This window comes from Cohnella thailandensis (assembly GCF_014212135.1).
In the GTDB taxonomy this organism is placed as follows: domain Bacteria; phylum Bacillota; class Bacilli; order Paenibacillales; family Paenibacillaceae; genus Cohnella; species Cohnella thailandensis.
Genome location: NZ_JACJVQ010000019.1, coordinates 322,716 through 335,117 on the forward strand (window position 1 = coordinate 322,716; position 12,402 = coordinate 335,117).

Here is a 12,402-nt window from a genome sequence, read left to right on the forward strand (position 1 = left end):
CCGCCATTTGTTCAATTCGGTACAGGAGCTTCTCGAGCTTCTTGGAGTCCGACGGCTTCCACAGGCTCCTGATACCAAAACAACGCATAGTCGTTCATTGTAGAAGCGTGACCCAACTGGCGCAGCATGGTAGACACGTTCCCTCTATGGTAGGATCCGTGATTAACGACATGCAGGACGATTTCCGATAAGCGCGTTTGGCGGATTCCGGCGTATGGATTGTCTAGCAGGATCGTTTGCTCCAGGTCGGTTTGGGTTCGGAACCATTCGCTATATAACTCCGATAATTGCGCAAAGTTAGTCGCATACTCCTCCACGGTAGTCAGGACGCTCTCGTGAAGAGGGAAGGTTTCCTGCAGCGCTTCCGGCATCTCCGTGCCCGTTAACACCAAGTACCACGCCTTTTCGACCGCATAGATATGACTAAGGGCATGGGCGATGGTGGGAAAAGAGCTGTTCACTTCTTGACGGAGCACGGAGGAAGGGAGCTCCTTGATTCTCCCCAGGATCGTTTGGTTGGCCCAAGCATGGTACTTATACATTTCAACCGGATGATTCGTCATTCGTATCTTCTCCTTTGAATTCGCAGTGGATTTGAATGGGTTTCGGATACCATCATAAATAAAGAAGTATGACAACTGTCTGTCATACTTCTTGCTAAAGTTTGAATGTATTTTGCAGCTGGTCTTTCAAAAATGTCTCGATTACATTAGCTCCTCCTTTCTTGCGGCGGAAACAAGCTTAGCGTTGTCCGGATAAACAGCTTGACCGCATGGGAGGCTTCATGGAGAGAAGGCACCGCAAGCCGAATGTCGCGATAGGCTTCCGGCTCCAGTTCGCTCTTGACGAGCCTGGGCGGGAGCGTCTTAAGAGCCAGCTCGGACAGAATCGGATAACCGAGGCCTTCTTCAGCCATCCGGAGAGCCATGCTGACGCTCTGAACGATATACTTCGATTGAAAAGGAGCTCCCGCGCGTTCGAACAGGTCGATGATCGGCGGCTCGTATCCTGCCTTGCACGTAATGAAGGGCTCCCTGGCTAACTGTTTGACGGGGATGACGGACAGGCGGCTAAGCGGATTGTCCTCTCGTATCACGGCGTACATTTTCTCCCGATAGAGGGGGATCGTCTCCCAATCGTCATCCGGCGGAATCAGGAACGCGATATCGATCACCCTCGTCTCCAGCCAGCTCCTCAGCTCGTCGATGTTCCCTTCGTGCAGCTCGAACTCGATGCCCGGATGCTTCTCGGCGATGGCGGCGATAATCGGGGGAAGGAAGTGCGCGCCGGCCACGGGAAAAGCCCCGACGCGGATCGTGCCGACCTGCAGCCCCTTCTCGTCGGCGACGGCTTGATCGACTTTAGCGAAGGTGCCGAGAATCTCCCGGAAAAGCACAAGAATCCGCTGGCCGGCCTCGGTCAGCCGAACTCCGCTGCGGCGATCGCGCAGGAGCAACGGAATGTCCAGCTCCGATTCCAGAGAGGAGATCGCTCGACTGACCGCCGGCTGCGTCATGTTCAGCTCGAGGCCCGCTTTCGTGAAGCTGCCCGTCTCCGCGATCTTGACGAACAGCTTGATCTGCGTGTTTGTCATAACGTGAATGCTATGCCCCCTATACGAAACATTCATTTTCATCATGTCAGAAAATAGTGTATCATTCGGGTTGACCCTTTAACAAGGAGAGACCTCTCATGTCAGAAACCGCATTGTCCCGTAAACAAACCGTCTTCTATCTAGCCTTCTTGATCCTGATGTGGGGAATCAACTGGCCGTTATCCAAATACGCCTTGGAATTCACGCCGCCGCTTCTGTTCGCCGGCCTTCGGACGCTGATCGGAGGGACTTTGCTTATCGTTATCGCGCTGCCGCGGTGGAGAAAGCTCCGACTTCGGGAGACGTGGCCGTATTATCTGCTCTCGGCCATTCTCAGCATCGTGTTCTACTACGGCTTCCAAACCGTCGGCCTCCAATACATGCCAGCCGGCTTGTTCTCGGCCATCGTATTCCTGCAGCCGGTCCTGCTCGGCTTGTTCGCCTGGATGTGGCTGGGAGAGAGGATGTACACGCGGAAAATGATCGGCCTGCTGCTCGGCTTCGCCGGAGTAGCGGCAATGAGCATCGGAGGATTGGAGGGAGGAATCTCCTTCATCGGTATCTTGCTCGCCCTCGCGTCCGCGCTAAGCTGGGCTCTTGGAACGGTCTACATCAAACGACAAGCGGCGAAGGTAGACTCGCTCTGGATGACCGCCATGCAGATTACGATAGGCGGCATCGTCATGACGGGGTACGGCTCGGCCGTCGAGAACTGGTCGGAGATCCGCTGGACCGGGTCTTTCCTTTACGACACGCTCTTCATCTCCGTCTTCGTCATCGCGCTTGGCTGGCTTGTTTACTTTAAGCTGATCGGCTCGGGCGAAGCGTCGAAGGTCGGATCGTACACGTTCCTCATCCCGGTCGTCTCCATCGTCTGCAGCGTCTTTTTCCTGAACGAAAGACTGACCCTCAATCTGCTCGCCGGAATGGCGCTCATCGTCGTCAGCATCCTGCTCGTGAACGCGCGACCGAGGCGTCTTCAAGAAAGTTCTAAGGCGTAGCCAACCCGAATAAGCTTAGGAATCGGACAATCCTCGGCTGAAAGGGAGATCTCGAATGAACTACGATAGCTTGGCGATTATCATCGGTCAGCTCCTCTCCATCGGAGTGCTTCTGCTTGTCGTTTCTCGTTTCGTTGGAGGGAAGAAGGGGAGAAGCGGCTGGCGGAGGAAGAGGAAGGCCTAGCAAGGATTGAAGGAACGGGTCCCGCAGGCTGGACGCCGGATAGGCGTTCGGGCTGCGGCTTTTTGCTATTCTCGAAAGCCGTCGCGTAAGTTTCGAAAAAATTAATCTTTCGTTTCGTTTTCGTTTATCCGTATCTACTATGATGGACTTAGTCGTCTAACTAGAGAGGAATGAACGATATGCGCACATGGCTGATCGGCTTCCTAGCATGCCTGTTCCTCTTACAGGGCTGCGCATTAGAGGAACGGCCAGAACAAAAGAACGGAACGGAGGGTCCTTCCATGAGCCAATCCTTGCTTCAAGCTGCCGAACGTAAAGATGTTGAATCGGTGACCAAGCTAGTGAAAGAAGGGGCCAACGTGAATTCGCAGGACACCAAGGGGAGAACCCCGGCGATGATCGCGACCTACAACAACGATGCGGCAACGCTCAAAGTCCTGCTGGATGCCGGAGCGGACGTCAACATTCAGGATCATAGGCTTAATACGCCATTCCTTTATGCAGGCGCGGAAGGGTATCTCGATATTTTGAGGTTAACGATAGACGCCGGGGCGGATCCGGCCATTACGAACCGATATGGGGGAACGGCCTTGATTCCCGCCTCCGAGCATGGCTATGTCGAGGTGGTCCATGAACTCCTAACCCGGACGCAAATCGATGTCAATCACGTCAATAACCTCGGTTGGACGGCCTTATTGGAAGCGATAATCCTGAACGACGGCGGCCCCGCTCAGCAGCAGACGGTGCGGCTGCTCATTCAACATGGCGCGGACGTGAACCTACCCGACCATGACCGAGTAACGCCGTTGCAGCATGCAAGGAACAAAGGATTTAAGGATATCGAACGGATCTTGGCGGATGCAGGCGCGATAAGTTGACACAACGATTCTTTGTATGTTAGCATTCCTTTACTTGATACGAACGGAGGAGCTGCGTGTGTAAACCTAATTCTTCGATCTTTCTATGCACAAGGAATGAAATAGCGGAGGATGGCTATTTTATGTGCATCGTAATCGAAGAATGGTTTGCCTGCGCGGAAACCAATTAAACGATAGGCGAAGGGGACGGGCGCAGCCACATCTCGAACGTCTTCTATTTCGATTACTGGATGCACAGGCCGATAGCCTGTGTTTTTTTTTGATCCCTGCGAGAAACGGAGATGAACGATTTGAAAATAGAGGTCGTAGATGATCGGGTGAACCGCTTCCTGCCGACTGACGCGGTTCACTTAAACAAGATGCCGGAGGGTAACCCTTCTATCGATAGATGCACGTAGCGATTCCGCTTGCGGTTCGCCTCGTGATTTTCTAAGCGTAGCGCGTTTTCTCCGGCGGTAAGGAGAAGACATGAAGCCAATCTCGAAATACGAAAAGATTCGCAGCCTATTGACCGAGTTAAAGCAACCATCGTATCGCTACACGCAAATAACGGATGCGATATTTAAACAAAAAGTCGGCGAATTCGAACGAATGACCCTGCTTCCCAAGTCTTTGCGGGAAGAGCTGGTTCGGACGCTTGGCCCGCGGACCTGCAGCATCGAACCCGTCAAGGAACTCGTTTCGAGTCAGGTCAATAAGGTGCTGTTCGCCTTGGGCGACAATGAACGAGTGGAGGCCGTACGACTTCAGTACGAACGCGGGTGGAAGTCCTACTGCATCTCCACGCAATGCGGTTGCGGGTTCGGATGCAAGTTCTGCGCGACAGGCACGTTAGGCCTGAAGCGGAATTTGACTGCCGACGAAATAACCGACCAATTGCTGTATTTTCACCTGAATGGGCATAGCTTGGACAGCGTCTCCTTCATGGGAATGGGAGAGGCGCTCGCCAACCCGAACCTTTTCGATGCGTTGAACATTCTGACCGATCCGGGTCTATTCGGCTTAGGACACCGACGGCTTACGATCTCCACGATCGGCTTGCTGCCGGGAATCGAGAAGCTGACCCGAGAGTTTCCGCAGATCAATCTAACCTTCTCGCTGCATTCTCCGTTCGATGATGAGAGAAGCGAGCTGATGCCGATCAATAAGCGGTTCCCGATCCGCGACGTCATGAATGCGTTGGATGCGCACATCCGACAGACGGGGAGAAAGGTGTACATCGCGTATATCCTGCTCCAAGGAGTCAATGACTCCCTCGAACATGCGGGGGCGATTGCCGACTTGCTGCGAGGGAGGGGTTCGGGAGAACATCTTTATCATGTAACCTTGATCCCCTACAATCCGACCGAGGTTACTCCGGAAAGTTACCGAACCTCCGAGTCCGCCCATATCGGGAGATTCGTACGGGTCTTGAAGTCCAAGGACATCCATGTCACGATCCGAACGCAATTCGGCTCGGACATCAATGCGGCTTGCGGACAGCTTTATCGTTCGGATGAATAACGACGGAGTAGTCGCATAAACGGAATTCCCCGCTCATCCGGACTTGTCCGGATTGGCGGGGTTTTTCAAAACATATGTTGTCGCTGCTTAATGTCGTTCACGATTGCCAATGCTTCGCGTAAATGATCGACGCTTCCGCCTTTATTATAGTTTTCCACTAATTCCGCGACATACCGAATATCATTCGAAGCCCCGTAGTCCATAACCGTCCGCGCCAACGCTTCGTAGACGTCAGGCTCAAGGGCGCGGCTGTCGAAGCGGGTTATAAACGTTCCGTTGTTCGAGACTATCCGTTCCAGACGCTTGCCAGCGTCGTCCAGCGACATGGTCGGAGCGGTCTTGTATGCCAATGCTTCTGGTAAATGCGTTATTAATGCGACCGTGCCGATAATGAATAAAGCTAGGAAAATTGCGATTATGTCGCGCTTTATATCCTTAGTCATTAAAGGATCCCCCAATGGAAGGCCGAAAAAAAGGATAATGACATTATATTGGATCGAGCGGTGTAGGAAAACTCTATTTCGATGAACCGCCGAAATCGACAAGAAGCTATCAAGCGTTGGACAAGGAGCGGCAAAAAGAAGTCGCAATAATGACGAAGGATGGCATAGGTGTCGTTTAAGCGTTACCATGTGGTGGAGGAAGTCCGAGTGAATCGATTATTGGATTGGAATCGTACCTTTCAACGCTTCGTTAAAAAGACACCCGGCCTTCGCCATTGGGTCCACTTAAACTGGTCCCCTCGTCAAGGACGCTTTAAATGGAAGTTCGACAAGAACATGGCTTTATTGCTGTTCTTGATGAACAAGTTCAGAATAACTGCATGTTTCCTCAAGAGACTGGATAAGAAATTTATGATCAATTGGCGATGACATGACAATCAATATGGTATAGATACCATATTTGTCGCATTGATTACCAAATTCCTCAAGGGAACGCGTTGAATCGGTTGTTACTTTTAATAAAAAATTATGTTCACCGCTGATTCGGTGACACTCCGTAACACACGGAGAGGAGCGGACAAAATCAAGAAAACCAGGACAGTCGCGGGTACGAAACAGTATATAAGCCGTTGAGCATTTTCCTATTTTCTCTGGAGAAATAATGGTATTATAACCAGTTATAACGCCCTTTTCCTCCATACGTTTTACTCTTTCTGTTACAGCTGGTTGAGACAACCCCACACATTTCCCTAATTCCGTCATCGATATTCTTGCCTGGCTTTGAAGATGAAAAAGGATTTGTTTATCTACTTGATCCATGTTAAGAGAGCTCCTTTGAAATAAAGGTAAAATAATTAGAATAACTAGTTTTCATTTGGAATAACCCCAAAAAGCCTATACATCTCTATGTAACTGCGGTGTATTAATCCCTATAATAAGCATGAATCAAGTAAGTATCAATAGAGAATGGATGTGGGGAATTGTTTATGAAAGACTCATTACGGAAAGCCCATCGTTTGTTCAAGGATCATTTGCCAGGCCATGGGGCAACCATAGAAGAACTAAGGGTAGGGGTGGAAGCTATGTTTGCCCTGCTTCCTACACCAAGCGATGTGATTACGGAGAAGGTAGACATTGATGGAATGGAAGGGGAATGGCAAATCTCTCCGGAGTCTAAAGAAGACCGCGTGCTTCTATACCTGCACGGCGGAGGATTTATGTATGGCAGTATCGATTCCTATCGGATCGAATCCAGTGAACTGGGGAGAGCTGCAAAAGCACGCGTTTTGTCTATAAATTACCGTCTGGCACCGGAACATCCGTTTCCCGCTCCGATTGAAGATGCGTTGAAAGCTTATGATTGGTTACTGAATCAAGGGTATCAGCCCCAAAATATAATCATTGGCGGGGGTTCGGCAGGAGGGAATTTAACTGCAGCCTTATTGATGAACATTAGGGATACCAAGACTCCTATGGCGGCGGGAGGGGTCATGATTTCTCCATGGATTGATTTGGGACAAACAGGAGATACCTATACCACCAAAGAGGGAGTAGATCCGGTTAATACCAAAGAAGCTCTTGTACAGTTGGCCGACAATTATTTAAACGGAGTTTCGCCCAATGTGCCTTATGCGTCGCCGATTTATGGAGATTTAAGAGGACTGCCGCCTATTTACGTAATGGTCGGTGAATCCGAACTCATGCTGAGGGAATCTCTGACGTTTGTTACTCAGGCTGCACTGGCAGGAGTTGATATCCGTTTCAGATCATGGCCTTCCATGTTTCATAACTGGCTGAGTTTTTATTCCTCTTTGGAGGAAGCGAAAGAAGGGATCATCAGCGCCGGGAACTTCATGAATGAATTGTATGAGAAACATGAAAAAAAAGGAGGATACCATGTTTCGGAATCGTTCTGACTTGAAGCGGCTGAATTCGGTCCCGATATCTGTTCTTGATTTGGTACCTATTTATCAAGGGGGGACATCAGCAGACTCCTTCCGTAACAGCCTAGATCTCGCTCAACATGTTGAACAATGGGGTTATAACCGATATTGGGTTGCTGAGCATCATAATCTGCCCGGTATAGCAAGCTCAGCTACATCCATTATTATTAGCCACATTGCCGCAGGGACTTCAACCCTGCGTGTTGGTTCCGGCGGAATTATGCTGCCGAACCATTCACCACTCATTATCGCAGAACAATTTGGTACTTTGGCAACCTTGTACCCTAACCGCATTGATCTGGGTCTGGGCCGCGCTCCAGGGACTGATCCTGAAACGGCAAGAGCTCTGCGTAGAAATTTAAATCACGCCTCGTTTCCGCAACAAATTCAAGAACTTCAATCTTATTTCATGCTTACTGACAGCCAAGTCAAAGCGATTCCGGGTACGGGACTCGAGATTCCTTTGTGGTTGTTGGGGTCGAGTGATTATAGTGCAGTGTTGGCCGGAAATCTTGGATTGCCGTTTGCTTTTGCAAGTCATTTCTCACCCGAGAACACCATGCCCGCAATTCAAGCTTATCGAGAAGCTTTTAAACCTATTAGACAGATTGAGCGTCCTTACGTGATGCTGGGAGTCAATGTAGTGGCGGCAGATACCGACGAAGAGGCGCGATGGCTGGCTTCAACCTTAGAGCAGCAGTTTCTGGAACTAGTTCGGGGGACTCCGGGTCAAATGAAGCCGCCGGCCAATATGGATGATCTCTGGAATGAATATGAGAAACAGGCAGTGAAGCGGTTTTCTAACGCAACGATTGTAGGCAATCCTGATTCCGTTCGAATGCAATTGGAACTTTTCCTTGAACAGACGCATGCGGATGAATTGATCATTCATACTAACGTTTTTAACCATCAAAGCCGTTTGAAATCTTACGAAATTGTAGCTCGTCTTGCCAGGAGAATAGGGGCTGCAGACAGAAGATGATTCCTGTATTGTACGAGGCCACTGAAGAACTTATGGTTTTTCGGTATAACTGACCGACTAGCTAAAAAAATGCGACACCTATTCCGGCATTTACGGAAAGGTGTCGCATTTTTATGCCTATTTTGACCCATTGGTCAGTTGGCCAGTTTCAATATACGCTTTAAATTCACTGCAAATATCGCCATTTCCCCTTGTATCTGCATTCCTAACAGGATCTGTACCTTTTCATCTTAATGGACTTTTTCAGTGGCCTCGCCTTCGCCGAGTGTCTTTTTAATCTTTTCCGCCAATTTAAGTTCTGCTCCAACCTACTCCTGACCCAAATCCGGAAGCTCCAAAGGATCCGGCCTGACGAAGTCTTCGTTCTGCTCCACGTATTCGTCCTGATCGCTGCCCCATACGTAGTCGTAGTTCGTGATGTCCGGCCGGTAGCCGTTATCGTCTTCCTGGCTTGGCCATTCGTTTCTATCCATTCGTTTGCCACATCCTTCCCGGTTACCCGGTCAATATGCGCCAACGAGGCGGAAAGTATGCATGCGATCGTCCCTGTTCAGAACGGCACCGGCATCGGATCCTGCTCGGACAACGTTGGCTTCATCAGACTCGAATCGTGCATGGAAAACATGGCGATCGAGCAAAGCTGCCGAGCGATCTCGAGCGAGGAGCCGGGCATGCCGTCCGCGATCCAGCGGCCGTAGAATCCCATGGTGCCTCCCGCTGCGAAAGTGGCGCGAGCCTCGTCCCGATAGATCCGCAGGAACCGGACCCGTAATTCCTCGGAGAGCCAGCTTAGGAATCGAGGTTCCCGGAATCGGTTGCGGTAGAAGCTGCCGTACGTTCGAAAGTGCTCGCAGATCGCGATCGTGCCCGGGATCGGAAGCTTGTCTCCGTAGTCTTCGATGATCTCTTTCTGGCGTTCGCCGCTCACCTTGCCCTCGTACATGCCGAGCAGCTCACCGACGATCTTCGCGGTCATTTGCTCCATTAAATCGTATTTATCCTGAAAATGCAGGTAGAACGTCGATCTGCTGATGCCGGCCTTATGGACGATCGCGTGTACCGATATTTTCTCGAAGGGTTGAACGGCCATTAAAGCGGAGAAGGCCTCCGTGATCAGCCAGCGCGCGGATATCGCATTTCTCTCGCCATCGGGCATACAGCTTACGCCTCCTTTATGAAAATGGACATTTTCAAAGCGATTGTCGTTTGATAGCTTGGGATTCGCAAGCCTATGCTAGGAATGTACTCTTCATGATAACAAACGAATCGTAACGGAGGCAAAACGCATGAGCAAAGTATATGTCATTACCGGCGGATCCGGAGGAATGGGCAAGGCGATCGCCCGACGGCTGGGCAAGCAAGGAACGCTGCTTCTCGCGGACGTAAGCGACGAGCGCCTTCAGCAAGCGGCGGAAGAGCTCGCGGCCGAAGGAATTACCGCCGTCTCGACGCAGACGGTCGACATCACGAACGAACGGCAGGTCGAAGAGCTTGCCGCCGCCGCAGCCAAGCTGGGCGAGCTGGGAGCGATCATCCACACCGCCGGCTTGTCGCCGACGATGAGCAATGGCCGCCGCATCATGGAAGTGAACATGGTCGGAACCGGACTCATCCTTAAGGCGTTCTTGCCTTTGGCTGTTCCGGGCTCCGTCGCCGTCTGCATCTCCTCGATGTCGGCTTTCTTCGCCCCGCGCAACGACGCTTTCGTCGAATTGCTGAAGAACCCGCTCGCTCCGGATTTCCTGGACCGTATCGAAGCCTTCACGCAAGGGAAGCCGGAAGCGTCCTATCCGATCTCGAAGATCGGCGTTCAAGTCATCGTCGAGGACCAAGCTTGGGCTTGGGGCCGGAAGGGAGCGCGAATCGTCTCCGTCTCGCCTGGAACGATCAACACGCCGATGGGACGTCAAGAGGCGGAGCAAAGCGCGGCGATGCAAATGCTGCTCGACAACACGCCGCTTGGCCGCGAAGGGGAAGCGAGCGAGATCGCGGGAGCCGTCGCCTTCCTTGTCGGCGAAGACGCTTCTTATATTACCGGCACCGACATCCGAGTGGATGGCGGAACCGTCGCCCGCGTTCAAAGCGCCGGCCTGTTTAAGAGACCGCAATAAATTAAGCTATCGGTATTCAGCCGTTCCGAAGCATTCCTGCGTCAGGCGGGATCGGGGCGGCTTTTTTTGCATGGGAAAAAGCTAATCGTTGCAACTAATCCCCCTGATTCGCGTCTATTTATTCGTCTAGCAAGAATAGAATGAAGATAGGGATAGGAGATAGCCAACGAACGATGAAGCTGAGCAAACGCATGATACGAACGTCGCTTCCGCTGATGCTGCTTGCCTCCGCGATCGTTCCTTTGGAACGGAATGCGGAAGCCGCGAGCCCTGCCAACATTAAAATAATGCTCGACGGAGCGCCGGTCGTTACGGACACGGATCCTTACGTGATCCCCAAAGCGAACCTGACGATGGTTCCGATCCGGGTCGTGAGCGAGAGCCTGCAAGCGGTCGTCGATTGGAAGCAGAACACGAAGACGGTAACGATCAGCCAATCCGGCAAGGCGATCACGATGGTCAGCGGGCAGAAAAGCGCCGTCGTCAACGGCACGAAGGTGACGCTGGACGCTCCGACCGAAGTGAAGAACGGACGCGTCATGGTGCCTTTGCGATTCGTCAGCGAGAACTTAGGCGTGCAAGTGGATTGGAACTCGAAGACGAAGGTGATTACACTGACCACCTTTACCGCCGGAGGAGGACAATCGGGCGGAGAGGTAGGCGGAACGGACATCCGGGGAGCCTGGATTTCGACTCTGTACAATCTCGATTGGCCATCCGCGGCATCGTATTCGGATATCGCGAAGCAGCAGGAGGAATTTACCAAGCTTCTGGACGACCTTCAGGCTATCGGGATGAACTCCGTATTCGTGCAGGTGCGTTCCGCGGGAGACGCGATTTACCCGTCCGAGCTCGTTCCTTGGTCGAAGGTGCTCACTGGCATTCAGGGTCAGGATCCCGGCTACGACCCGCTCGACTTCATGATCGAGGAGACTCACAACCGGGGCATGGAGTTCCATGCTTGGTTTAATCCATTTCGCGCGAATACCGCCACGACGACAACCGGGCTTGCCTCGAATCATGTCGCCTTGCAGCATCCGGATTGGATCGTCAAGGCCGGAACGGCCAGCTACATCGATCCCGGCATTCCGGACGCTCGCCAGCATATCGTGGACGCGATCATGGAGGTCGTGAACGACTACGAGATCGACGGCGTCCATCTGGACGATTACTTCTATCCTTCCGGAACCGACTTCAACGATGCCGTATCTTATTTGCTGTACAATCCGAATAAACTTCTGACGAAAGCCGAATGGCGGCGCGACAACATCAACCAATTCGTGAAGCTGCTGGATGAATCGATCCATCAAGCGAAGCCTCGGGTGTCGTTCGGCATCAGCCCGTTCGGCGTGTGGCGGAACGCGTCGGTCGATCCGACCGGCTCGGACACGAAGGCGGGAATTACCGCTTACGACAGCATGAGCGCGGACGTCCGGACTTGGATCCGGCAGGGCTGGCTCGACTACGTCGCCCCTCAGGTGTACTGGAGCATGACGCTTTCCGCCGCCAGGTACGATAAGGTGACCGATTGGTGGGCGAACGAAGTGGCGGGAACGAACGTGAAGCTCTATATCGGCCATGCCGCTTATAAAGTCGGAACGGCCGAGACCGGATGGCAATCCGCCCAGGAAATCATCGATCAGCTGCAATATAATAAGAAATATTCGGCGATCGAGGGAGATTTGTACTTCCGGGCGAACGAGCTCCTCAAGAACCCGCTCGGGCTTGCGGACCTGCTCCGCGATTATTACGGCAATTGATCG

14 protein-coding genes are annotated in these 12,402 nt (G+C 52.1%); 8 read left to right on the forward strand and 6 right to left on the reverse strand.

Features of this window, described 5'->3' with window-relative positions; translation table 11 throughout:
* Positions 1–11: 11 nt before the first annotated feature.
* Together H7B67_RS22210 and H7B67_RS22215 are read right to left on the reverse strand one after the other, a co-directional pair.
* Entirely contained in the window at positions 12–563 is a 552-nt protein-coding gene (locus H7B67_RS22210; RefSeq protein WP_185122051.1) for a DinB family protein, read from the reverse strand.
* 146 nt (positions 564–709) lie between these two features.
* Complete coding sequence (locus tag H7B67_RS22215; RefSeq protein ID WP_185122052.1) at positions 710–1,594, reverse strand: LysR family transcriptional regulator; 885 nt, start codon at positions 1,592–1,594, stop codon at positions 710–712.
* 98 nt (positions 1,595–1,692) lie between these two features.
* On the opposite strand from H7B67_RS22215, the gene H7B67_RS22220 reads away from it, so the two are divergent.
* From H7B67_RS22220 to H7B67_RS22230, 4 genes are all read left to right on the forward strand, one after another.
* Positions 1,693–2,595 carry a DMT family transporter gene (locus H7B67_RS22220; RefSeq protein ID WP_185122053.1) on the forward strand — a complete coding sequence of 301 codons (903 nt, stop codon included), beginning with the start codon at positions 1,693–1,695 and terminating at the stop codon, positions 2,593–2,595.
* A gap of 55 nt (positions 2,596–2,650) precedes the next feature.
* Positions 2,651–2,779, forward strand: coding sequence for a hypothetical protein (locus H7B67_RS31155; protein WP_281067806.1), 129 nt, complete (start codon positions 2,651–2,653; stop codon positions 2,777–2,779).
* Between the two features lie 179 nt (positions 2,780–2,958).
* Positions 2,959–3,657: an ankyrin repeat domain-containing protein gene (locus H7B67_RS22225; protein WP_185122054.1), complete on the forward strand. Its 699-nt coding sequence runs from the start codon at positions 2,959–2,961 to the stop codon at positions 3,655–3,657.
* A 468-nt stretch (positions 3,658–4,125) separates the two neighbouring features.
* Entirely contained in the window at positions 4,126–5,160 is a 1,035-nt protein-coding gene (locus H7B67_RS22230; protein ID WP_185122055.1) for a Cfr family 23S rRNA (adenine(2503)-C(8))-methyltransferase, read from the forward strand.
* A gap of 65 nt (positions 5,161–5,225) precedes the next feature.
* On the opposite strand, the gene H7B67_RS22235 is transcribed toward H7B67_RS22230, so the two are convergent.
* Together H7B67_RS22235 and H7B67_RS22240 are read right to left on the reverse strand one after the other, a co-directional pair.
* Complete coding sequence (locus H7B67_RS22235; RefSeq protein ID WP_185122056.1) at positions 5,226–5,603, reverse strand: hypothetical protein; 378 nt, start codon at positions 5,601–5,603, stop codon at positions 5,226–5,228.
* A 342-nt stretch (positions 5,604–5,945) separates the two neighbouring features.
* Positions 5,946–6,422: an Lrp/AsnC family transcriptional regulator gene (locus tag H7B67_RS22240; protein WP_185122057.1), complete on the reverse strand. Its 477-nt coding sequence runs from the start codon at positions 6,420–6,422 to the stop codon at positions 5,946–5,948.
* A 167-nt stretch (positions 6,423–6,589) separates the two neighbouring features.
* Between H7B67_RS22240 and H7B67_RS22245 the strand changes: the two genes are divergently transcribed.
* Together H7B67_RS22245 and H7B67_RS22250 are read left to right on the forward strand one after the other, a co-directional pair.
* Positions 6,590–7,519, forward strand: coding sequence for an alpha/beta hydrolase (locus H7B67_RS22245; protein WP_185122058.1), 930 nt, complete (start codon positions 6,590–6,592; stop codon positions 7,517–7,519).
* The gene (locus tag H7B67_RS22250; protein ID WP_185122059.1) at positions 7,500–8,528 is read left to right on the forward strand and encodes an LLM class flavin-dependent oxidoreductase; all 1,029 of its coding nucleotides are present in this window, start codon (positions 7,500–7,502) and stop codon (positions 8,526–8,528) included. Before H7B67_RS22245 ends, H7B67_RS22250 begins: the two co-directional genes overlap by 20 nt.
* A 308-nt stretch (positions 8,529–8,836) precedes the next feature.
* Here H7B67_RS22250 and H7B67_RS22255 read toward each other — a convergent pair whose 3' ends face one another.
* Positions 8,837–9,001, reverse strand: coding sequence for a hypothetical protein (locus H7B67_RS22255; RefSeq protein WP_185122060.1), 165 nt, complete (start codon positions 8,999–9,001; stop codon positions 8,837–8,839).
* A gap of 77 nt (positions 9,002–9,078) precedes the next feature.
* The gene (locus H7B67_RS22260) at positions 9,079–9,684 is read right to left on the reverse strand and encodes a TetR family transcriptional regulator (protein ID WP_185122061.1); all 606 of its coding nucleotides are present in this window, start codon (positions 9,682–9,684) and stop codon (positions 9,079–9,081) included.
* A gap of 130 nt (positions 9,685–9,814) precedes the next feature.
* Between H7B67_RS22260 and H7B67_RS22265 the strand changes: the two genes are divergently transcribed.
* Both H7B67_RS22265 and H7B67_RS22270 read left to right on the forward strand, forming a co-directional pair.
* Positions 9,815–10,639: an SDR family oxidoreductase gene (locus H7B67_RS22265; RefSeq protein WP_185122062.1), complete on the forward strand. Its 825-nt coding sequence runs from the start codon at positions 9,815–9,817 to the stop codon at positions 10,637–10,639.
* A 173-nt stretch (positions 10,640–10,812) separates the two neighbouring features.
* Complete coding sequence (locus H7B67_RS22270) at positions 10,813–12,399, forward strand: family 10 glycosylhydrolase (protein ID WP_185122063.1); 1,587 nt, start codon at positions 10,813–10,815, stop codon at positions 12,397–12,399.
* Positions 12,400–12,402: the final 3 nt, after the last annotated feature.